Consider the following 22087-nt stretch of genomic DNA (forward strand, 5'->3'; position numbering starts at 1 on the left):
TCCTCCATCGAATCGGAGCCGCTCCCGATGCCCAAGATCGTCGTCATCGTCATGCCGAAGCAGGAACTTCTCGACCCGCAGGGCAAGGCCGTCGCGGGCGCACTCTCGCGCCTCGGCAAAGACCACCTGCACGACGTGCGCGTCGGCAAGCGCTTCGAGATCACCACCGACCGCGAGGTCACGGCCGAGCTCATGGAGGAGATCTCGCAGGTCGCCGATGAGCTCCTCGCCAACGGGGTCATCGAGGACGTCATCTCCATCGACGTGCTGCCCGACGGCACCGAGACCCCGGACGACGCCGACGAGCTCGACGACGCCGCGGTCGAGACCGAGGACTCTCTCGCGTCGGTCATCGCCGCCGAGGTGCAGTCGAAGGGCTCCGCTTCATGAGCCCCCGCATCGGCGTCATCACCTTCCCCGGCTCGCTCGACGACCGGGACGCCCAGCGCGCCGTTCGCCTTGCGGGCGGCGAGGCCGTCGCGCTCTGGCACGGCGAGCACGACCTGCACGGCGTCGACGCCATCATCCTCCCCGGCGGGTTCAGCTACGGCGACTACCTCCGCGCCGGCGCGATCGCGAGCCACTCGCCGATCATGGCCGAGGTCATCACGGCCGCCAACGCGGGTCTGCCCGTGCTCGGCATCTGCAACGGCTTCCAGATGCTCACCGAGGCGCACCTCCTGCCGGGCGGGCTCATCCGCAACGACCACGGCAAGTTCGTCTGCCGTGACCAGGTGCTGCGCGTCGAGAACAACGACACCGTCTGGACCAACGCGTACGAGAAGAGCGCGGAGATCACGATCCCGCTGAAGAACGGCGAGGGCGGCTTCATCGCCGACGACGAGACCCTCGCGCGCATCGAGGGCGAGGGCCAGGTCGCGTTCCGCTACGTCGACGTCAACCCGAACGGCTCCCGCAACGACATCGCAGGTCTCACGAACGAGCGCGGAAACGTGGTCGGCCTCATGCCGCACCCCGAGCACGCGGTCGAGCTCGGCTTCGGTCCGGACACGGCAACCCACATGGCATCGGGCCTCGATGGGCTCCCGATCTTCCGCAGCGCCGTCGAGGCGCTGCTCGCGCGCGTCTAGACCTTGTCGCAGACGCAGAGCGCAGCGCAGCCAATGACGCAGACCCAGGCGACCTCGCCCGACGCCACGGCCGACGACCGGCGCCTCACCCCGCGGGTCCTCCTGCGCGCCGTGTCGATCGGCGAGGCCATCACGTGGGCCCTGCTGCTCACTGGCATGTTCCTGAAGTACGTGACGCAGACCACCGATGTCCTCGTGTCGGTCGGCGGCTCGCTGCACGGCGCCATGTTCATGGTCTACCTCGTCGTCACGGCGTTCGTCGGCATCAACCAGCGCTGGCCGTGGTGGATGTTCGGGCTCGGCTGGTTCGCCGCCATCCCGCCGTTCGCGACGCTCGTCTACGACTGGTGGGCAGAACGGCGCGGTGCGCTCGAGGGCTGCTGGCGCGAGGCCCCGTCGAAGGGCCTATCGCTGCAGCGCATCGTGCGCTGGTTCGTCGACCGCCCCATCACCATGAGCGCGGCCGTCATCGTCCTGGCCGTGGTCATCCTCACGGGCTCCCTCAGCGGTGCCCTCGTCGGCCCCACCGGCGCCCACTAGGACCACTCGCCCGTCGGGAGCAGCCGACCGTCAACGCCAAGCGACACGAAGAGGGCGGATGCACGCGCATCCGCCCTCTTCGCTCGTCTCGGCCCGGGGGCCTCTGGCCTAGCGTCCGAAGAAGATCTTCGCCTGGTCCCAGCGGTCCTGCGGAACGGTCTTGAGGCCGTCGAGCGCCTCCTCGAAGGCGACCGTCTGCATCTCGGTACCGCGGAGGGCGACCATGTTGCCCCACTGCTTCTCGTTGACCATGTCGACGGCGTATTGGCCGAAGCGGGTCGCGAGCACGCGGTCGAACCCGGTCGGGGCGCCGCCGCGCTGGATGTGGCCGAGCGTCGTGTTGCGGGTCTCGATGCCCGTGAGCTTCTCGAGCTCAGCGGTCACGTAGTCGCCGACGCCGCCGAGCAGCGGACGCCCGGAGACCTCGGTGCCCTGCGACAGCACCTCGTCCATACCCTCGGGAATGAAGCCCTCGGCGACGACGACCAGCGGCGAACGCCCACGCTGGTGGACCTCGGAGACCCACTCGGCGACCTGCGTCATGGGCACCTTCTGCTCCGGGATGAGCACGGCGTGAGCGCCAGCGGCCATACCCGAGTGCAGGGCGATCCACCCGACGTTGCGACCCATGACCTCGGCGACCATGACGCGGTGGTGCGACTCGCCGGTCGTGCGGAGGCGGTCCATGGCGTCGGTTGCGATCTGCACGGCCGTGTCGAAGCCGAACGTGTAGTCGGTGGCCTGGAGGTCGTTGTCGATCGTCTTCGGCACGCCGACGACGGGGATGCCGGCGTCAGCGAGGCGCTTGGCTCCCGCGAGGGTGCCCTCTCCGCCGATCGCGATGAGCGCATCCACCGAGTGGCGCTCGAGCATCACGGCGATGTTCTCGGGGCCGCCGTTCGGCCCGTCGAAGGGGTTGGTGCGGGACGTGCCGAGGATCGTGCCACCCTGCTTCGCGAGGCCGCGGACCTTGGTGCGAGGGAGGTCCATGATGTCGCCCTCGGTGACACCGCGCCAGCCGTCGCGGAAGCCCACGAACTCGTTGTCGTAGGTCTTGATGCCGTGGAGCACGCTGCCGCGAATGACAGCGTTGAGTCCGGGGCAGTCGCCGCCGCTGGTCAGCAGTCCGATCTTCATGCGTTCGCTCTCCTCTGGGTGTGGCAAATCTCGCAAACAGCCATCACGGTCGAGTAGCCCACCCCACGGAAACGAGTTCAGTGCAGAAGCGGATTCCTGCGTTGGAAGACGGCTCGACAGCGACAGTACCGGGTCCGGGTGGCTTGCGCGATTTCGGAGACCGGTCGAAGGCGGCGCGGCGCGCGCCGCCGGCTAGGCCGTGGCCTTGCCGACCATGCGCAGCGCGAGGATGATCGCGCCCACCATGAGCACGGCTCCGACGGCCGACGTGACGGTGCTGCCGGCGTCGAACGCGTGGAACGCCGAGTCGAGGAGCGTCTGCGCCTGAGCGGTCATGCCGCCGGCCTCGAGCTCGTTCGAGACGTTCACGGCGCCGGCGAGGGTCTCGCGAGCGGCATGCGCCTGCTCGGCCGTCGCCCCCTCCGGGACGACCATCCCGGAGCGGTAGCTCGCAGTGAGCACGCCGCCGAGGACGCTCGTGCCGAGCACCGCGCCCACCTCGTAGGCCGTCTCGGAGACGGCGGATGCCGCCCCGGCCTTGGCGGGCGGGACACTCGCGATGATGACGTCGTTGGAGAGGGTCTCGGCGATCGCGATGCCGGCCGCGAGGAGCGTGAATGCTGCGACGAGCATCCACAGCGGGGCGGAGCCGCCCGTGATCGCCAGCGAGAGGTAGGCGAGGAACGCGAGCCCCAGGCCGAATGCCATGGCGATGTGCACCTTCACGCGGCGCACGACACGCACGATGAGGAGCCCGGCGACGATCATCGTCACGGTTCCGGGGAGCAGCATGAGGCCAGCCTGCAGGGGCGTGAGGCCGAGGATGAGCTGCAGGTGCTGCGACAGGAAGAAGAGGAGCCCGACCAGCGCGACGACACTCACGAGGTTCACGAGCACGGAGCCCGTGAAGGCGGGCACCGCGAAGAGGCGCATGTCGAGGATCGGGTTCTCCTGCTTCAGCAGGCGACGCACGAACAGCCAGCCGGAGAGGACGCCGATGAGGAGCGCGCCGACCGAGATGAGGTCGATGCCGTCGGTCGCCGTGTGCTTGATCGCGAAGACGATGGGCGCGAGGGCCGCCATGGAGAGGAGGATCGCGGGAACGTCGATGGGGCCCGGGTTCGGGTCGCGCGACTCGGTGACGAGCAGCGGCGCGAAGATCAGGAGCGGCAGGAGGAACGGGACGGCGATGAGGAAGACGGAGCCCCAGTGGAAGTGCTCGAGGAGCACGCCGCCGACGATCGGGCCGATGGCCGTGCCCGCCGAGAAGCCGGTCGCCCAGACGGCGATGGCGAGGCGGCGCTGGGCGCGGTCGTGGAACATGCCGCGCAGCAGCGAGAGCGTGCAGGGCATGATCATGGCGCCGAAGAAGCCGAGGAGGAGCCGCGAGATGAGCAGCATCTCGGCGGAGACGGAGAAGGCTGCGAGCACGGAGACGAGCGCGAAGCCCGTCGAGCCGATGAGGAGCAGCTTCCGGCGTCCGATGCGGTCGCCGAAGGAGCCCATCGTGACGAGCAGACCCGCGAGGACAAGCGGGTAGATGTCGATGATCCAGAGCTGCATCGCGGCGCTCGGCTGGAGGTCGAGGGCGATGTACGGGAGGGCGAAGCTCAGGACCGTGTTGTCGATCGACACGAGGAGGACGGGGAGCATCAGCACCGCGAGGCCGAGCCATTCCGTCCGGCCCGCGCGCTGTTCGATCATTGTGGTCATGAAAGAGGACTATACCGACCAGACGGTACAGTTGGCAACTGTAGGATGGCGGCCATGAGTTCAGCTAGAGACCGGATCCTGGACGCCTACGAGGAGTCGCTGACCACCGTGGGTGTCGCCGCGACCACCCTCGACGTGGTCGCCCGCATCGCTGGAGTCTCCAAGGGCGGGCTCATCTACCACTTCCCCTCCAAGGAGGCACTGGCGGACGCCCTCATCGAGCGCTTCACGGGCATGGCGCGCGCCAGCGCAGAGCAGCTCCAGGGCGACGCGGCGTCGACCGTCCGGCACTTCATCGAGATGAGCAGCTCCGTCGGCGACGAGCTCGACACGGCCTGGCTCGCCGCGATGAACCTCTCCCGCAACGGCAACCAGAGCGCGACGCGCGCCATCCTCGAACTCGAGCGTTCCTGGCACGACGCGATCCTCGAGTCGACCGGCAGCCCCCTCGTCGCCCACATGACCAAGCTCCTCGGCGACGGCCTCTACCACTCGAGCTCGTTTGTCACCGAGTCGCGCGAGAGCCTGCCGGAGGCCGCGAAGCTCCTGCCGAGCGACGAGGAACGCGAGGAGATCATCCGCACCCTCCTCGACCTGCTCGACGACTAGCCGCCACTCGACTAGCCAACTTGCGGGATCACGCCCGCCAACACGGCACGGCCAGCGCCGCGCACCCGCATCCATCACGGGAGCTGGTCACCGGTCACGCAGGTCACGAGCGGGCAGCGGGCCCTCTGAGCGCAGGACGTGACCAGCATCCGTGCAATCTCGGGCCGATGCGGGCATCACGCGCCAGATCTGCCGCATATCGCACTCATGTTGGTCAGGGCTGCCGCGAACGCCCGTCGTCCTGCCAGCCGCCGCGACTCAGCGCGGCGGCGGGCAGCTGGATGCGCGCGGGATGAGCGTCGGCATCGCGCGCCGGATGACGGACCCGACCCCGGGCGTCAACAGCAGCTCGAGCGCCGTCGTGGCGATCTGGTCGAACGATGTGCGCACGGAGGTCAGCGGCACGGGCAGGGCCTCGGCGAGGGGGACGTCGTTGTAGCCGACGAGCGCGAGGTCGGTGCCGATCTGCAGACCGTGTCGGTGCGAGGCCGCCATGACCCCGAGCGCGAGGTTGTCGTTGGCGGCGAAGATCGCGGTCGGGGGCGTCTCGGTCGCGACGAGAATGCGCTCGGCCGCGGCCGCGCCGTGCTCGATGCGGAAGCCGTCGCCCGCGATGCGATGCGGCGGGATCTCGATGCCGGCCTCGCGCGCCGCACGCAGGGCGCCGGCCAAGCGGTCACGCGCACTCGAGGTGAAGTCGGGACCCGTCACGAGCGCGATGTCGCGGTGGCCGAGGTCGACGAGGTGGCGCACGGCGAGGTACCCGCCGACCTCGTCGTCCCCCAGCGACGAGGGGCTGACGCCGTCGGTGCGCAGCACGAGGGCGAGCGGGATGCCGGACTCCTGCAACGACTGGGGAAAGCTGTCGACGCGGCGAGACGAGGCGATGATGAGCGCGTCCACGTTGCGGTCGAGCAGCACCTGGGCCGCGCGCTGCTCACCCTCGGCGTCGTCCCCCGTGGTGGCCACGACGGCGACGTAGCCCCTCGCGGCAGCGGCACGCTCGATAGCCTCGTACATGAGCGCCATGACGGTGTCGCTGAGGCGCGGCACCAGCACGCCGATCGTGCTCGTCGAGCCGCGGCGGAGCTGGGATGCGAAGACGTTGCGCCGGTAGCCGAGCTCGTTCGCGATCTCGCGGACCCGCACGGCGGTCGCCGACTGCGACTGCGCGGTGCGCTCGTCCAGGATGCGACTCACGGTGGAGATGCTGACGCCGGCCTCGGCCGCGACTTCCTTGAGGGTCACGACTCGTCGCTCGCCCGCTCCGGGGGCAACGGCACTGTCGTTTCGCCTCATGCGGAGGAGTGTATCCCGGCCCTCGACGCCTGCCCGGCAGGAATCTCCAGACTCGACCCTTGACATCGGGAACGTTTGCATGAAGACTTGCAATCGTTCCTGCAAACGTTTGCATCAACTCGGAAGAGCAGCGGCGAGCAGGACCCACCACCTCAACGATGAGCAAAGGAAGACAAGATGTCGATCGACCTCCGCGGCCTCTCCCCCGCCCCCGTCACCCCCTTCACCGAGGACGGAGCCGTCGACTACGACGCCATCCAGCGCCTCGGCTCCTGGCTCGGCTCCGTCGACGGCGTCAAGAGCCTCGTCGTCCTCGGCCACGCCGGCGAAGGCACCTTCCTCACCCAGACCGAGCAGGCGAAGGTCATCACCGCCTTCCGCGAATCGGTCGACTCGCGCATCCCGATCGTCGCCGGCATCACCCAGGAGGGCAACGCCGTCGCCGCCGAGGAAGCGAAGCGCGCAGTGGACGCGGGCGCATCCGCCGGCCTCGTCTACCCGTCCCACGGGTGGCTGCGCTTCGGCTACCAGGACGGCGCACCGCAGACGCGCTACCGCGACATCTACGAGGAGAGCGGACTGCCGCTGATCCTCTTCCAGTACCCCGACAACACCAAGGCCAGCTACAACCTCGACACCCAGCTCGAGATCGCCGGCCAGGAGGGCGTGTTCGCGACGAAGAACGGCGTGCGCAACATGCGCCGGTGGTACACGGAGATCCCCGCGCTGCGCGCCGCATACCCGGAGCTGCAGATCCTCTCCTGCCACGACGAGTACCTGCTCCCGACCATGTTCGACGTCGACGGCCTGCTCGTCGGCTACGGCAACATCGCCCCTGAGGCGCTCGTCGAGCTCATCGAGGCAGGCAAGGCGCACGACTACGACCGGGCGCACGAGATCCACGAACGCCTCCTGCCCGTCACGAAGAACGTCTACCACCGCGGCTCCCACATGGAGGGAACCGTCGCGCTGAAGTGGGGCCTCGTGCACCGCGGCATCCTCGACCACGCCACGGTCCGCACCCCGCTGCTGCCCCTCGCCGACGGCGCGGACCGCGAGATCGCGGAGGCATTCGCCATCGCCGGACTCGACCGCGTGACGGTCGCCTCCTAGCAGGGAGGGGCAGCGGCAACAGGGTCGCTGCCCCTACGCTTGGCGTCGACTGCTGCAAGCTCGACGACACACGCCGCCCAGACGCGGCACCGGAAGCACGGGTTCGCGAACCCGTGCGACCCCCAAGTCAATGACGACTTCGCGGCCGGATGCACCCCGTCCACCGGCCGCACTCCACGAAGGAGACCCCCATGGGCGACACCCGCCTCCACTCGACGCCGGGCACCGGCCACGCGCGAGTCTCGACCGAAGCAGTCCGAACCATCGTCGAATCCCGCCGAACTCGGCGCCGTTTCTGGCAGCAGCTGGCCCTCATCGGCCCCGCCTTCGTCGCGGGCGCCTGGCAGTTCGGCCCAGGCAACCTCACCACGGCAGTGCAGGCCGGAAGCTCCTACCAGTACACGCTCATCTGGGTCATCGCCGTCTCGACGGTGCTCATGATCTTCCTCACCGACATGAGCGTGCGACTCGGCATCAAGTCGCCGGTCTCCCTCATCGCCTCCATCAAGGACCACCTCGGGAAGCCCCTGGGCGTCGTCGCGGGCGTCGGCGTGTTCCTCATCACGCTGTGCTTCTCAGTCGGCAACGCCGTCGGCTCCGGGCTCGGCCTCTCCATGCTCGTCGACGGCTCGTCGCCCGTCATGTGGACCCTCATCTGCACCCTCGGCGTCGCGGCGGTGCTGTTCATCCGCAGCATCTACAACGTCATCGAGAAGGTGCTCATCGCCATCGTCGCGCTCATGGCGATCTGCTTCGTCGTGAGCGCGTTCGTCGTGAACCCCGACTGGTCGGCGGCTGGCCGCGGGCTCATCCCCACGGCGCCAGAAGGCTCATGGCTGCTCATCGTGGCGCTCGTCGGCACGAACTTCTCCATCAACGCCGCCTTCTACACCTCCTACGGCACGAGGGAACGCGGCCGGAAGGAAGAGGACTACCGCGACGTGACGATCGTCGACACCATTCCGGGCATCATCGCCCCTGGCATCATGACGGGCCTCGTCATCATCGTCGCGGCCGGCGCCCTGGGGAAGACGTCCGAGACGGCGACCTCCATCACGAGCCTTGCCGCCATCTTCGAACCGCTAGCCGGCCCCATCGGCGGCTTCATCTTCGCGCTCGGCTTCGCGGGGGCGGCGTTCTCCTCCATGATCCCGAACGCGATCGCCGGCGGCACGATGCTCTCCGACGCGTTCGGCCGCGGCGCATCCGCCAACACCCTCACGGCACGACTCACGAGCGGCTTCATCCTCGCCTTCGGGCTCGGCGTCACGCTCATCTTCCAGACCTCGCCGGTCGAACTCATCGTGCTCGCGCAGGCCCTCACGATCCTGGTCGCTCCCATCCTGGCCGCGCTCATCATCATCATGGCGAACCGCCGCTCGCTCATGGGCGAGATGCGCAACAGGTGGTGGCAGAACGCGTTCGGCATCATCGGCCTCGCCGCCGTGCTCGCCCTCTCCGTTCGGCTCCTCCTGAGCTTCCTCGCCGGGTAGCTCTTCCGGTGGCCGTTGGCCAGGGTTCGTGCGCGGCAGCAGGCTGCGCGAGGGCCCTGGTCAACTTCCGTGACCAGACCGATCGGCGCTCGCCGGGGCCCGGCATCGTCCTGGGCGAGCAGGCGCATCCATCACGGAAGTCGGACAGCACCGGTCGTCCCGGGCGCCCTCCTAGGATGACGGCATGGTGAGCTTCGCCGACAAACCCATCCACGACTTCACGATCGAGCAGTGGGAGGCGTTCCTCGCGGCCGGCCCCGACGACGGCGGCGTCCGATTGAAGCTGCGCAGGAAGCTCTCGAATGCGCCGGGCATCACCTGGCAGGAAGCCCTCGACGTGGCCCTCTGCTACGGGTGGATCGACGGCCAGTCGGCGCGATTCGACGACGACTACATGCTGCAGGCGTTCACGCCGCGGCGGAAGAACAGCCCGTGGTCGCAGATCAACGTCGGGCACGTGGCCCGCCTCATCGACGAGGGGCGGATGCAGCCTGCCGGCCACGCGGAGATCGAGCGCGCGAAGGCCGACGGCCGCTGGGACGCGGCCTACCGGGTCAAGGACGCGGTCGTCCCCGCCGACCTGCAGGCGGCACTCGACGCGAACCCAGAGGCGCTGGCCTTCTTCGAAGCGATGAAGAAGCAGGCCCGCTTCCAGGTGATCTTCCGCATCACGGGGATCAAGACACCCGCGATCCGCGCCGCCCGCATCCAGGATGTCGTCGAGAAGGCGGCGCGCGGCGAGCACCACTACAAGTAGGCGCCCCGCCGGCGCGTCTCCCGCCTGCATGTCCGTCTCCCCCGACGCAGACATGCAATAAATGCATGCTCCCGACGTCGAGAGCATGCATTTTTCACATGTTTGCCGCGCGCACAGGGCAGGCAAGAGGCGGGTGGATGCGCCCGGCGAGCGAGCGCATCCACTTGGCCTAGCGGAGCACGCGCTCCGAGATGAACACGCGCAGCGCCTGCTCGTCGTCGTCGAGCTCGACGACCCGCTGCGGGGCGTCGAGGAGGGCCTGCGTCTCCGCATCCACGTCGACGGCCGAGCCGAGGGCCTCCGAGATGGTGTCGGCGAACTTCTGCGGCTTCGCGGTCTCGAGTACCAGCATGGGCACGCCGTCCTCGAGGTGCTCGCGCGCGACCTTCACGCCGTCGGCCGTGTGCGGGTCGATGGTGACACCGGATGCGTCGTGCACGCTGCGGATCGTCGCGAGACGGTCGGCATGCGTGCTCGTTCCGCTGACGATGCCGAAGAGCGGCTCGAACGTGTGCTGCGCGACGGAGAGGTCGATCTCGCCGGTCTCGGCGAGCTCGCTCCAGGCGGCAGCCGTGCGGCCGCCGTCGCGACCGAGCAGCTCGAACACGAACCGCTCGAGGTTCGACGCGCGCGACACATCCATCGACGGGCTCGACGTGGCGAGGGTGTTCTCGGCGTTGCGCGGGCGGTAGAAGCCCGTGCGGAAGAACTCGTCGAGCACGTTGTTCTCGTTGACGGCGAGCACGAGCTTGCGGACCGGCAGGCCCATGAGCTTCGCGTACAGACCCGAGAGGATGTTGCCGAAGTTGCCGGACGGCACCGCGAACGAGACCTCGAAGCCGTCGCGCTCATCCGCCGACAGCTCGTCGGTCGCACGCAGCCACGCCCACACGTAGTACGCGATCTGGGCGGAGATGCGGCCGAAGTTGATGGAGTTGACGGCGCCGATGTTGTTGCCGCGCTTGAAGTCGATGTCCTCGGCGAGGCGCTTCACGAGGTTCTGGCAGTCGTCGAAGACGCCCTTCACGGCGATGTTGTGCACGTTCTCGTCCTGCAGCGAGTACATCTGCGCGCGCTGGAACGCGCTCATGCGGCCCTGCGGCGAGAGCATGAAGACCGAGACGCGCTCGCGGCCGCGCAGCGCGTGCTCCGCGGCGGACCCGGTGTCACCCGAGGTGGCACCGAGCACGTTGAGCACCCGGTCGCGCTTGCCGAGCACGTAGTCGAGCGTCTGCCCGAGGTACTGCATCGCCATGTCCTTGAACGCGAGGGTCGGCCCCTCGGACAGGCCGACGAGCGTGAGCTGCGCATCCAGCTTCTGCAGCGGAACGACGTCCTCTGACGCGAAGCGGCCCTCCCCGTAGGCGTGCGCGGTGAGCTGCTCGAGGTCCTCGCGCGGGATGTCGGTCGCGAAGAGGCCGAGCACCGCCGTCGCCAGCCCGGCGTAGTCGAGCGAGCGCCAGCCCTCGAGGTCCTCGTTCGTGAAGTGCGGCAGCAGCTCCGGCACGGCGAGTCCGCCGTTCGGGGCGAGGCCCTCGAGAAGAACGTCGGAGTAGGAACCGAGCGTGCCGCCACGGGTAGAGATGTATTGCAAGTTCACTCGCCTCAGTCGTCGTGTTTCACCGGGAATGTGCGCCCCCATCGTATCGGGGCGGCTCAGTCGCGGGAGGTGCCCTTGACTTCCGGCGTCTGCCGACCAGCCTGAACCTCGAGCGCCGTGGTCTCGTCGACCAGCTCAGCGCGGCGCTTGCCGGCGGAGCCCACCGCGAACCGGTACGCGAGCAGCAGCAGGGCCAGCCACACCGCGCCGACGATGAGCGCGACGCGGGTGCTCTCGAACCAGCCGAGCACGCCGAGCACGAACACGAGGAAGCCGAGGGTCGCCCACGACGCGAACGGCCACAGCGGCACAGGGAACTCGGATGCGCTGCGTCCGCCGCGCGCGATGTCGCGCTTCATGGCGATGTGCGAGCAGACGATCATGATCCACACCCACACCGTCGCGAAGGTCGCGATGGAGGCGATCACGAGGAAGACGTCCTCGGGGATGACGGCGTTCATCCACGCGCCGACCGCGAGCGCCGCGACCATGAGCGCCACCGTCGCCCATGGCACGCCGTTCCCGGAGACGCGGAGGAACACGCGCGGCGCCTGGCCCTGCTCGGCGAGACCGAAGATCATGCGGCCAGCGCCGAACACGTCCGAGTTGATGGCCGAGAGGGCCGCCGTGATGACGACGAAGTTCAGGATGTGCGGGGCCGCGGGGATCCCGAGGCCATCGAAGATCGACACGAACGGGCTCGCGTCACCCGTGATCGTGTTCCACGGCGCGAGCATCATGATGACGGCGAGCGCGCCCACGTAGAAGAGGAGGATGCGCAGCGGCACGCTGTTGATGGCCTTCGGGATGACGCGCTTCGGGTCCTGCGCCTCGCCGGCCGTGATGCCGATGATCTCGATGCCGCCGAACGCGAAGACCACGATCGCGAACGACGCGATGACGCCCTCGATGCCCATGGGGAAGAAGCCGCCCGTCGCCGGGTTGAAGAGCGCCCCGATGCCAGACGCATCCGGTGACTGGTTGCCGAAGCCGAAGATGATGATCGCGATGCCGCCGGCGATCATGGCGATGATGGCCGTGACCTTCACGAGCGCGAGCCAGAACTCGAGCTCGCCGAACGCGCGCACCCCGAGCAGGTTGATGGCGGCGATGAAGAGGATGACGGCGACGATCCACACCCAGCGGGCGACGTCCGGGTACCAGAAACCCATGTACACGCCGAACGCGGTGACGTCGGCGATCGCGACGACGATCATCTCGAACGCATACGTCCAGCCCGTGATGAACCCCCAGCGTGCGCCGAGGTAGCGGTTCGCGAACTGCCCGAACGAGCCCGTCACGGGGTGGCGCACCGTCATCTCGCCGAGCGCGCGCATCACCATGAAGACGGCGGCGCCCGCGATCATGTAGGCGAGCAGGACCGCCGGACCCGCGGCCTGGATCGCGGCGGAGGACCCGTAGAAGAGGCCGGTTCCGATGGCCGAGCCGAGCGCCATGAAGCGGATGTGCCGCGCCGTGAGCGCCCGCGCGAGCGGCCGCTTCGCGGTCGCCCCTGATTCGATGCCGTCGTTCTCGACCGTGTTCATGCGCAGCTCGTGTCTCTCGTCGCTCGGTGGCGCATCCACCCGACCGTCTTCTGCGCCGGCGCGCCACCTGCGGAATCGTAGCCCCTCGGCGCCCCATCGTCGGCGCTGGGCCCACGCTGGAGCGATACCAGGAACCCGCCGAGAATCCGGGGAGGTCACCCGCGAATGACGTCCAGCGCACGGCCCGTTGCCCTAGGTTGGCGTCAAGCATCTGCCCCGCTCGAGTGGGGCGTCGAGGAGGACACCATGCCAGAGACACTTCCGCTGCCCGATTCGCCCCGCCAGGGCGTGGAGCGCTTCGAGCTGAGCGCCGTTCCACTTGCCGTCGCGCGCTACGACAACGTCAGCATGCGCGAGCTACGGACGCTCTTCGACACGACCTTCCAGGCGATGGCTGCAGCGATCGGCGCCGACAAGGTGCATCCCTCCGGACCCGCCCTCGCGGTCTACCACGGCGACCCATCGCAGACGTTCGACGTCGAGATCGGCTTCCCGGTCGTCGAGCCGATCCGCGAGAAGACGCTCGTCGGCGACGTGACGATCCAGAACTCCACCCTCCCGGCGGGAGCCGCGGCCGGTGCGTCGCACCTCGGATCGTTCGACGGCCTCGGCGAATCGTGGGGTCGACTCATCCAGGACCTCCGCGACTCTGGCGACGAGCCCGGCTCCATGGTGGAGATCTACGTCACCGAGCCGAGCCCCGACATGAACCCGGACGACCTGCGCACCGACCTCATCGTGTCGCTCGCCCCGCGCGGGTAGGCACGCGGCCGAGCCGCGCGCGCGCAGACCCCACAGACCCCACAGACCTGAGCCTCCCGCACCCACCCGGCGGCAAGCAGGTGCGCAAGCCCAATGTCTGCGCCTACAACACGAAGCACGCCCACACACCTGGGCCTCCCGCACCCACCCGGCGCCAAGCAGATGCGCAACCCCAATGTCTGCGCCTACAACACGAAGCAGGCCCACAGACCTCACAGACCTGAGCGTCCCGCACCCACCCGGCCGCAAGCGGATGCGCAACCCCAACATCTGCGCCGAGAAGCCGAAGCACGCGCTCAGACCTGCGCCTCCCGCACCCACCCGGCGGTAAGCAGGTGCGCAAGCCCAACATTTGCGCCGACAAGGCGAGGCCCGCCCACAAACCCCACAGACCTCGGCCTCCCGCACCCTCCCTGCCGCAAGCAGGTGCGCAAGCCCAATGTCTGCGCCGACAACACGAAGCACACCCACAGACCTGGGCCCCGTGCACCCACCCGGCGCCAAGCAGGTGCGCAAGCCCAACGTCTGCGCCGACAAGGCGAGGCCCGCCTACAAACCCCACAGACCTGAGCCTCCCGCACCCACTCGGCCGTAAGCAGGTGCGCAAGCCCAACGTCGGCGCCGACAAGGCGAGGCCCGCCTACAAACCCCACAGACCTGGGCCTCCCGCACCCACCCGGCGGCAAGCAGGTGCGCAACCCCAACGTCTGCGCTGAGAAGACGAAGCACGCCGACAGGTCAAAGCACGCCCACAGACCTCACAGACCTGGGACCCGCGCACCCACCAGACGGCAACTAGATGCGCAGCCCCGACGTCTGCGACTCAGACGCGGCCTGCGCCCTGCGACGGGAGCACCTCGAAGGTCGCGGGCTCCGCGAAACCGGCCGCGGCGAAGGCCTCGTGGATGCTGCGCGAGACCTCGGCGAGATCGCCGCGTTCCACAAGCGCGATCGCCGCTCCCCCGAAGCCGCCGCCCGTCATGCGCGAGCCGATGGCTCCCGCAGCGACGGCCGTCGATACAGCGAGGTCGAGCTCGGGCACGGAGATCTCGAAATCGTCGCGCATCGATGCGTGCGACTCGGCGAGCAGCGGGCCGATGCTGCGCGGGCCGCTGTCGCCGAGCGCAGCGACGACAGCAAGCACCCTCGCGTTCTCGGTGACGATGTGCCGCACCCGACGGAAGGTCTCGTCGTCCAGCACCCGCTCTGCGCGCTCGAGGTCGCCGACCGTCACGTCGCGCAGCGAGGCGACGCCGAGCCCCGCCGCACCCTTCTCGCACGACGCGCGCCGCTCCGTGTAGCCGCCGCTCGCGTGGGAGTGCTCGACACGGGTGTCGATGACCAGCAGCGCGAGGCCCTGCGCCTCGAACGCCAGCGGCACGATCCTCGACTCGAGCGAACGGCAGTCGAGCAGCACGCCGGAGTCGCGCTGGCCGAGGAGCACCGCCGACTGGTCCATGATGCCCGTCGGCGCACCGACGGCCTCGTTCTCCGCGAGGCGTCCGACTCGAGCGAGCGTCCGCCGGTCGAGCCCGAGGCCCCACAGCTCATCGATCGCGACCGCCACAGCCCCCTCGAGGGCAGCGGATGAGGACAGACCAGCCCCAAGGGGCACATCCGACTCGATGTGCAGGTCGAGGCCGCGCACCTCGCTGAGATCGGCGCCCAGCTCGCCAGCAGCCCAGATGACCCCGAGCACGTACGCGGACCAGCCGCCGAGTGCATCCGGTACCAGCTCGTCGATGGCGATCTCCTCAACGCCCTCGCGCAGGCCGCTCGAGACGCGGACGAGTCGGTCGTCGCGCAGCCTCGCCGCGACCACCGTGTGCCGGTCGATCGCGAACGGGAAGACGAAGCCCTCGTTGTAGTCGGTGTGCTCCCCGATGAGGTTCACACGGCCGGGCGACGACCAGAGGCCGTCCGGCGCCCCATCGTGGATGCGCGCGAACGCCTCGGCGGCCGTCGTCGCGAGCTCCGGCCGGGTCACGCTGCGTCCACCTTCGCGAGCGCCGCGCGCAGGAGGCCTGCCGTGGCTTCGGGTGGGACGTCGCCGATGAAGGCGCCCATCGCCGACTCCGAGCCGGCGAGGAACTTGAGCTTGTCCTCCGCGCGTCGCGGCGAGGTGATCTGCAGCATGAGCCGGATGTCGTCCCGATGCGAGTTGACTGGCGCCTGATGCCAGGCGGCGATGTAGGGGGTCGGGGTGTCGTAGATCGCGTCGATGGCGCGGAGCACGCGGCGGTACTCGCGGGCGATCTCGTCGCGCTCCTGGGCCGTCGTCTCGGCGAGGTCGGCGACGTGGCGATGCGGAAGCATGTGCACCTCGAGCGGCCAGCGCGCGGCGAACGGCACGAAGAACGTGACGTGCTCGCCGCGCAGCAGGACCCGGTCGGAGGCCTGCTCGAAGTCGAGGATGTCCTGGAACAGCATCGGTCCGTACGTCTCGATCGAGCGGATGAGCGCGCTCGTGCGCGGGGTGATGTATGGGTAGGAGTAGATCTGGCCGTGCGGGTGGTGCAGCGTCACCCCGATGTCCTTGCCGCGGTTCTCGAAGGGGAACACCTGCTGCACGCCGGGCAGCTGCGAGAGCGCCGTCGTGCGGTCGGCCCAGGCCTCGACGACCGTGCGGGCGCGCGAGAGGGAGAGCGATGCGAAGGATCCCTCCGACTCCGGGCTGAAGCAGACGACCTCGCAGCGACCGATGGATGGCTTCGTGCGGCCGAGGCCCACGGAGGCGAGCTCCTCGAGCTGCACCTCGGCGTCGGCGTCGTCTCCGCCCAGCGCGGGTCCGAACGAGGGCGACTTGTTCTCGAAGACGGCGACGTCGTAGTTGCTCGGCACCTCGGTGAGGTTGGCGGGCGTTGACGGCGCGAGGGGGTCGAGGTGCTTGGGGGGCAGCATGACGCGGTTCTGCCTGGCCGCGGCGATCGAGATCCACTCACCGGTGAGCGGGTCCTGACGCATCTCGGCGACCGGTGGGCGGTCGGCGGGCACCCGGCTGTCGAGGGCGCGCTCTGGGTCGAGCGTCGTGTCGGCGTCGTCGAAGTAGATGAGCTCGCGACCGTCGGAGAGCAGCGTCGGACGCTTGACGATGTTGTTGGTGAGGGAATGCACGCTCCGATTACGCCACTTTCGTTTTCGAAAGTCAAGTGCCTTTCGCTTGCGAAGGCGTAAGCTGAATCCCGTGGTGAACATCGAGACGCCCCCAGAGGGCCCCGCGCACGCGCGCAGAGCCGACCTCGTCGAACTCGTGAAGCGTACCGGCTTCGCCAGGGTCGCCGACCTGAGCCGAGAACTCGGCGTCTCCGAGGTGACCGTGCGCTCGGACCTCACCGCGCTCGAGCGCGACGGAGTGCTGGGCCGCGTGCACGGCGGCGCGATCTACGGGCACGGGCCGACCGGCCTCGAGACCTCGTTCGAGACGGCGCAGCAGAGCGCCGCCGACGAGAAGCGCCGCATCGGCATCGCCGCGGCCGCACTCGTGACCAGCGGGTCGAGCGTGCTCCTCGACGTCGGCACCACCACGACGGCCGTGGCGGAGGCGCTCCTCGCCCGGGAAGACCTCGACGACGTCGTCATCATCACGAACGGCCTCTCCATCGCGCTCGCCCTCGAGTCGGCCATCCCCCGCTTCACGGTCGTCGTGACCGGAGGCACCCTCCGCCCGCTGCAGCACTCGCTCGTCGCACCGTACGCATCCGCCATGTTGGAGCGCATCCACACCGATCTCGCGATCATCGGCTGCACTGGCGTGCAGGTCGCGGCCGGCGTCACCAACGTGAACCTGCCGGAGTCGGAGCTCAAACGGGCCATGCTCCACGCCGCGGACCGCTCGGTCGTCGTCGCCGACGCCAGCAAGCTCGGCCGCGCCCACGTCGGCGTCATCGGCGGGCTCGCCGAGTTCGCGAGCATCATCACCGGCACCGAGGCCGCCGCCGCCGACGTCGCGGCGCTTCGAGCGGCCGGCAGCGACGTGCAGCAGGTCTAGCAGCCGCGCTCAGCCGGCCGAGCGTCTCGGCGAGTGTCCAACACCAGTGCGATTTCGGCGGTGTCCGACGCTCAAACGCCAGAACGCAGCGAAATCGCACTCATGTTGGTCAGCAGAGCTACTGCCCGGCGGGCACCGCGAGCGCAGGGGCCGGATGCACGTCGACGGCGACGACGCTGCCCGGCTCGAGCGCACCCGTGTCGCGGCTCCGCATGTGCGCCCGCAGGAGCGTGCCGTCCGCGAGCCGCGCCTGGACGACGACGTGGGCCCCGAGGAATCCGGTCGAGACGACCCACGCGAGCGCCTCACCGGCTGGTAGAGGGCCGTCAGCATCGACGCTCGTGGATGCGCTCGGACCGCCCGCGGATGCCTCGGCGGTCGCGGCACCCGAGGCTCCCGACTCGTTCGCCGCGAGCCGGGAATCGGCCACCGCGAACGACACGTGCTCCGGCCGGAGCAGCACGTCGACGGCGCCCTCGGCGCTGCCCGCGAGCAGCGGCACCCGCTGCCCAAGCACCGTCGCGACTCCGCCCTCCGCGCTGGCCCGCACGCGCGAGTGGTGGCCGATGAAGTCGGCGACGAACGCGTTCTCGGGCGTCGAGTAGATGGCCTCCGGCTCGCCGAGCTGCTCGATGATGCCGCCGCGCATGACGGCGACCCGGTCGGCGACGGCGAGCGCCTCCTCCTGGTCGTGCGTGACGAAGACGGTCGTGATGCCCACCTCGAGCTGGATGCGGCGGATCTCGTCGCGGAGCTGCACGCGCACCTTCGCATCCAGCGCCGAGAGGGGCTCGTCGAGGAGCAGCACCTTCGGCTGCACGGCGAGCGCGCGTGCGAGCGCGACTCGCTGCTGCTGACCCCCGGAGAGCTCGTTGGGGTACCGCTCGCCGAAGCCGCCGAGCCCGACGAGCTCGAGGTACTCGGGCACACGCGTGTTGCGCTCCTTCGCGGAGATTCCGCGGCGGAGGCTGAGGGGGAACGCGACGTTCTGCGCCACGGTCAAGTGCGGGAACAGCGAGTACGACTGGAACACCATGGCCATGTCGCGCTTCGAGGCTGGCACGCTCGCGACGTCGCGGCCGCCGACGAGGATCTCGCCCTCGTCGATGTCCTCGAGTCCCGCGAGCGCGCGCAGAGCGGTGGTCTTCCCGCATCCGCTGGGCCCGAGGAGGGCGACCATCTCGCCGGGCTTGATGCTCAGGTCGAGTCCGCGCAGTGCCACGGTCTGGCCGAAGCGTCGCGTGACGCCGCGCAGCTCGACGCCGACGGCCACCTGGGAGTGCGTGGTGGAGGTGGATGCGTCGGTGCCGCCACGGGAGGCGACTTCAGGGAGGGTGCTGGTCATGGGCGTGCCTTTCGGGTCGTGCGCTTCCTGCGCCCCGCGAGCAGGTCGAGGGCGATGAGCAGGATCGTGGTGACGCCGAGCGCGAGGAGCGACATGACGGCGGCGATCTGCCCGTCGGAGAGGTTGATCTGGAAGAGGGCGGTCTGCAGGTTGTCGCGGGCGAGGAAGCGGGCGACGGTGAACTCGCCGAGCACGACCGCGATGGTGACGAAGCTCGCCGAGATGAGCGCGGTGCGGATGTTCGGCAGGATCACGCGCACGATGATGACGGGCCAGGACGCCCCGAACGAGCGGGCGGCCTCGGTGAGGGTCTTCAGGTCGATCGACCTGAGGCCCGCGTCGATCGAGCGGTAGGCGAACGGCAGCACGAGCACGACGTAGGCGAACGCGAGCCACACGGTGTTCGACCCGAGGGGCGTGGAGGCGAGGAAGCGGTAGATCGGTGCGAGTCCGACGACGAGCACGACGGCGGGGATGGTGAGCGGCAGCAGGCAGATGAACTCGACCGCCCGGTCCATGGCGGGCACCTTGAGCCGCACCCACACCATGGTGGGCACGAGCAGCACGAGCATGATGGCGACGGTGAGGACGCACATGATGAGCGAGTTCGTGAGCCCGGACCAGAGCACGTCGAGGGTCGAGTACTCGCCCGTGTTGCCCGCGAAGACGCGCTTCCAGGCGTCGAAGCTGACCTCCCCCGTGAGCGGGAAGCGGATGGAGAACTCGAAGAGGCTCACGAGCGGCACGAGCAGCGCGACGGTCGTGAGGGTGAGCACCGCGATGCGGAAGGCCTGCTGGCGGCGGCGGGCCCGCTCGACGAGGCCGCGGCGACGCGGACGCGCAGGGGCGGATGTTGCGAGCTGCGTCATCGGGACAACCACCTTGCGCTGCGCTTCTGCAGGAGCGCGTAGAGCGACATGACGATGGCGACGACCACGATCATCCCGAGCGCGAGGGCCTGCGCGTAGGACTCGAGCCCCGCCGTGTTCTCGTTGCGCAGCGCCGCCTCGATCTCCATGGGCACGATGATCGTCTGCTGCGAGATGAGGGCGGCCGCCGTCGCGAAGGCGGAGAAGGAGTTCGCGAACAGCAGGAGCACGGAGCCGAGGAAGCTCGGCGCGAGCAGCGGGCCGGCGACGCGGAACCAGTACACGAGCGAGCTGCCGCCGAGCATGACGGTCGCGTCGCGCCATTCCCGGCGGATGCCGTCCACTGCCGGCAGGAAAACGATGACCATGAGCGGCACCTGGAAGTAGAGGTAGACGGCGACGAGGCCTGGGACGCTCGACAGGAAGCCGGAGTCGACCTGGAAGCCGGCCGCTCCCTGCAGGAAGCGCGTGAGCATCCCGTTCGTGCCGATCGTCGCGACGAACGCGAACGCGAGCATGACGCCGCCGAACTGCGCGAGCACCGAGTTGAACGCCGTGAAGACGCGGCGACCGAGGCTGTTCGGCGGGCTCGTGGAGAGGGCGTACGCGACGACGGCGCCGATGACGGCGCCCAGCACTGCGGTGACGACCGACAGCCACGTCGATGTCCAGAAGATCGTGATGGAGGCGGGAGAGAGGAGCCGCTCGAATCCGCTCGTCGTGAAGACGCCCTGTCTGGTGAAGAACGCGCCGATGGCGACGAGCACCGTCGGCAGCAGCAGGAAGACGCCCGTGTAGAGGAGGAAGGGGGCGACACCGAAGAGCGACGTCCGCGACGCCGCCTTGGATGCGCCCGACGGGCGGCGCCCGAGCGCGTCAGGCGTGGCTGCGAGTGCAGCGCCTGACGGCTCGGTCGCCGCCGCGAGGGGTGCGGTTGCGGTCATCAGGAGATCGTCGAGTCCCAGTTCTCGGCGAGGAACGCGTTCGCGGTCTCGGCCTCTTCCGAGGTGGGCGTCACGGGCGTGCCCTCGACCTCGGGGAGGCTCTCGAGCGCGGTCTGGTCGACCGTGCCCTCGGCTTCCATCCAGTCGAAGAGGACCGGCATGGCACCGCCGGCGAGCCAGATGTTCTGCACCTCCGGCGAGTACAGGTACTCCATCCACAGGCGAGCGGCGGCGGGGTTCGGGGCGTCGACGTTGATGGCCTGGTTGTAGTACGCGGCGATCTCGCCGCCCTTCGGCACGAAGGTCGCCCACTCGACGCCCTTCGCCTCGAGGCGCTCGACGGTCGAGAGCTGGTTGTAGCTCCAGTCGAAGACGACACCGTGCTCGCCGGCGTCGACGGTGCCGGCTGTGACGTCCTTCAGGTTGAGGGTGCCAGCCTCCTTGAGCTTCGCGAAGTAGTCGAGGCCCGGCTGCAGGTCGGCGAAGTCTCCGCCGACCGCGTTGTTCGCCGAGAGGAAGCCGTTGAACGCCGCGCCGGCCTCTGCGGGCTTGCCGTTGAGGGCGACGGAGTTCGCGAACTTCGCGTCGGTGAGCTGGTCGATCGAGGTGATCTCGCCGTACTTGGTGGCGTTGTAGCCGACCGACATGATGCCCGTGTAGTCGTTCACCCAGAGGCCGGTGGCCTCCTTGTTGGCGTCGGGGATGTGCTCCCAGTTCTCGACCTGGTAGGGCGCGAAGTAGTCGGTGGATGCGAGGGCGACGTTCGCTCCGAGGTCGAAGACGTCCGGCGCCTGGTCGGTTCCCTTGTTGGCGTCGGCCGCCGCGATTTCCTCCTGCGAGGAGGCGTCGGGCAGGATCGAGTTGACGGTGATGCCGTACTTCTCGGTGAAGCCGGCCTTGATCTCGCCGTAGTTCGCCCAGTCGTCGGGCAGCGCGATGACGTTGATGGTGCCTTCGGCCTTCGCGGCTTCGACGAGCGCATCCATGCTGCCGAAGTCGTCGAGGCTCGTCGCGGTCGCCGCAGCGGCGGTGTCGCCGGTCTCACCCGTCGCGGGGCTCTGCGAGCACGCGGTCAGGGCAAGTCCCGCGAGGGCGAGGGTCGCCACAATTGAAAGTCGCTTGTTCATGCGAAGTCGATGTCCTTCTCGGAATCCTGGTGGGGCCGGAGGCCGAGAGGCCAGCCGGCGCAACCCTGCCGACTGGCTGGGCGGACACAGGCCACCACGCCAGCGTGAACACGAGCGGTCACCGGATGAACGCCGACGGACGCGCATCTGAAC

20 protein-coding genes are annotated in these 22087 nt (G+C 69.2%); 9 read left to right on the forward strand and 11 right to left on the reverse strand.

Features of this window, described 5'->3' with window-relative positions:
• The first annotated feature begins 27 nt into the window (after positions 1-27).
• The 3 genes from purS to ITJ61_RS09850 are packed head-to-tail and all read left to right on the forward strand — an operon-like array spanning position 28 to position 1631.
• Positions 28-390 (forward strand): phosphoribosylformylglycinamidine synthase subunit PurS, encoded by a 363-nt coding sequence (purS, locus tag ITJ61_RS09840; protein WP_104240146.1) that lies wholly within the window; start codon positions 28-30, stop codon positions 388-390.
• The gene (gene purQ, locus ITJ61_RS09845; protein WP_104240145.1) at positions 387-1091 is read left to right on the forward strand and encodes a phosphoribosylformylglycinamidine synthase subunit PurQ; all 705 of its coding nucleotides are present in this window, start codon (positions 387-389) and stop codon (positions 1089-1091) included. Before purS ends, purQ begins: the two co-directional genes overlap by 4 nt.
• Before the next feature lie 33 nt (positions 1092-1124).
• The gene (locus ITJ61_RS09850) at positions 1125-1631 is read left to right on the forward strand and encodes a DUF3817 domain-containing protein (protein WP_194686070.1); all 507 of its coding nucleotides are present in this window, start codon (positions 1125-1127) and stop codon (positions 1629-1631) included.
• Between the two features lie 108 nt (positions 1632-1739).
• On the opposite strand, the gene ITJ61_RS09855 is transcribed toward ITJ61_RS09850, so the two are convergent.
• Positions 1740-2768 (reverse strand): ATP-dependent 6-phosphofructokinase, encoded by a 1029-nt coding sequence (locus tag ITJ61_RS09855; protein ID WP_104240143.1) that lies wholly within the window; start codon positions 2766-2768, stop codon positions 1740-1742.
• A gap of 192 nt (positions 2769-2960) precedes the next feature.
• Entirely contained in the window at positions 2961-4481 is a 1521-nt protein-coding gene (locus tag ITJ61_RS09860) for an MFS transporter (RefSeq protein ID WP_194686071.1), read from the reverse strand.
• Positions 4482-4535: 54 nt separating this feature from the next.
• Here ITJ61_RS09860 and ITJ61_RS09865 point away from each other — a divergent pair, with 54 nt between their 5' ends.
• Positions 4536-5090 (forward strand): TetR/AcrR family transcriptional regulator, encoded by a 555-nt coding sequence (locus tag ITJ61_RS09865; RefSeq protein WP_104305809.1) that lies wholly within the window; start codon positions 4536-4538, stop codon positions 5088-5090.
• Between the two features lie 258 nt (positions 5091-5348).
• Here the strand turns inward: ITJ61_RS09865 and ITJ61_RS09870 are convergent, their stop codons facing one another.
• Positions 5349-6389: a LacI family DNA-binding transcriptional regulator gene (locus ITJ61_RS09870; protein WP_194686072.1), complete on the reverse strand. Its 1041-nt coding sequence runs from the start codon at positions 6387-6389 to the stop codon at positions 5349-5351.
• 177 nt (positions 6390-6566) lie between these two features.
• Between ITJ61_RS09870 and ITJ61_RS09875 the strand changes: the two genes are divergently transcribed.
• The 3 genes from ITJ61_RS09875 to ITJ61_RS09885 all read left to right on the forward strand — a co-directional run bounded on the left by ITJ61_RS09875 (position 6567) and on the right by ITJ61_RS09885 (position 9752).
• Positions 6567-7502: a dihydrodipicolinate synthase family protein gene (locus ITJ61_RS09875; protein ID WP_104240141.1), complete on the forward strand. Its 936-nt coding sequence runs from the start codon at positions 6567-6569 to the stop codon at positions 7500-7502.
• A gap of 191 nt (positions 7503-7693) precedes the next feature.
• Positions 7694-8995 carry an Nramp family divalent metal transporter gene (locus tag ITJ61_RS09880; protein ID WP_194686073.1) on the forward strand — a complete coding sequence of 434 codons (1302 nt, stop codon included), beginning with the start codon at positions 7694-7696 and terminating at the stop codon, positions 8993-8995.
• Positions 8996-9179: 184 nt separating this feature from the next.
• The gene (locus tag ITJ61_RS09885) at positions 9180-9752 is read left to right on the forward strand and encodes a YdeI/OmpD-associated family protein (RefSeq protein WP_194686074.1); all 573 of its coding nucleotides are present in this window, start codon (positions 9180-9182) and stop codon (positions 9750-9752) included.
• Positions 9753-9921: 169 nt separating this feature from the next.
• Here ITJ61_RS09885 and thrC read toward each other — a convergent pair whose 3' ends face one another.
• Both thrC and ITJ61_RS09895 read right to left on the reverse strand, forming a co-directional pair.
• Entirely contained in the window at positions 9922-11346 is a 1425-nt protein-coding gene (gene thrC / locus ITJ61_RS09890) for a threonine synthase (RefSeq protein WP_194686075.1), read from the reverse strand.
• Between the two features lie 62 nt (positions 11347-11408).
• A complete protein-coding gene (locus tag ITJ61_RS09895; protein WP_194686076.1) occupies positions 11409-12899 on the reverse strand; it encodes an amino acid permease in 1491 nt (496 codons plus the stop codon).
• A 246-nt stretch (positions 12900-13145) separates the two neighbouring features.
• Here ITJ61_RS09895 and ITJ61_RS09900 point away from each other — a divergent pair, with 246 nt between their 5' ends.
• Positions 13146-13661, forward strand: coding sequence for a GyrI-like domain-containing protein (locus ITJ61_RS09900; RefSeq protein ID WP_181059575.1), 516 nt, complete (start codon positions 13146-13148; stop codon positions 13659-13661).
• An 823-nt stretch (positions 13662-14484) separates the two neighbouring features.
• Here the strand turns inward: ITJ61_RS09900 and galK are convergent.
• On the reverse strand, positions 14485-15648 hold the full coding sequence (galK, locus tag ITJ61_RS09905) for a galactokinase (RefSeq protein ID WP_194686077.1): 1164 nt from the start codon (positions 15646-15648) through the stop codon (positions 14485-14487).
• Positions 15645-16775, reverse strand: coding sequence for a galactose-1-phosphate uridylyltransferase (galT, locus tag ITJ61_RS09910; RefSeq protein WP_323744336.1), 1131 nt, complete (start codon positions 16773-16775; stop codon positions 15645-15647). Before galT ends, galK begins: the two co-directional genes overlap by 4 nt.
• 70 nt (positions 16776-16845) lie before the next feature.
• Here galT and ITJ61_RS09915 point away from each other — a divergent pair, with 70 nt between their 5' ends.
• Positions 16846-17649 carry a DeoR/GlpR family DNA-binding transcription regulator gene (locus ITJ61_RS09915; RefSeq protein WP_323744337.1) on the forward strand — a complete coding sequence of 268 codons (804 nt, stop codon included), beginning with the start codon at positions 16846-16848 and terminating at the stop codon, positions 17647-17649.
• A gap of 118 nt (positions 17650-17767) precedes the next feature.
• Here ITJ61_RS09915 and ITJ61_RS09920 read toward each other — a convergent pair whose 3' ends face one another.
• Genes ITJ61_RS09920 through ITJ61_RS09935 form a run of 4 tightly spaced genes read right to left on the reverse strand, consistent with a single transcriptional unit; the run spans position 17768 to position 21934 of the window.
• Positions 17768-18994, reverse strand: coding sequence for an ABC transporter ATP-binding protein (locus tag ITJ61_RS09920; RefSeq protein WP_194686079.1), 1227 nt, complete (start codon positions 18992-18994; stop codon positions 17768-17770).
• Positions 18991-19863 carry an ABC transporter permease gene (locus tag ITJ61_RS09925; RefSeq protein ID WP_194686080.1) on the reverse strand — a complete coding sequence of 291 codons (873 nt, stop codon included), beginning with the start codon at positions 19861-19863 and terminating at the stop codon, positions 18991-18993. The genes ITJ61_RS09920 and ITJ61_RS09925 overlap by 4 nt, the downstream gene beginning before the upstream one ends.
• Positions 19860-20807: an ABC transporter permease gene (locus ITJ61_RS09930; RefSeq protein ID WP_194686081.1), complete on the reverse strand. Its 948-nt coding sequence runs from the start codon at positions 20805-20807 to the stop codon at positions 19860-19862. Before ITJ61_RS09930 ends, ITJ61_RS09925 begins: the two co-directional genes overlap by 4 nt.
• A complete protein-coding gene (locus ITJ61_RS09935) occupies positions 20807-21934 on the reverse strand; it encodes an ABC transporter substrate-binding protein (RefSeq protein WP_104342173.1) in 1128 nt (375 codons plus the stop codon). Before ITJ61_RS09935 ends, ITJ61_RS09930 begins: the two co-directional genes overlap by 1 nt.
• Positions 21935-22087: the final 153 nt, after the last annotated feature.

The organism is Pseudoclavibacter sp. VKM Ac-2888, from assembly GCF_015351285.1.
Lineage (GTDB): Bacteria > Actinomycetota > Actinomycetes > Actinomycetales > Microbacteriaceae > Pseudoclavibacter.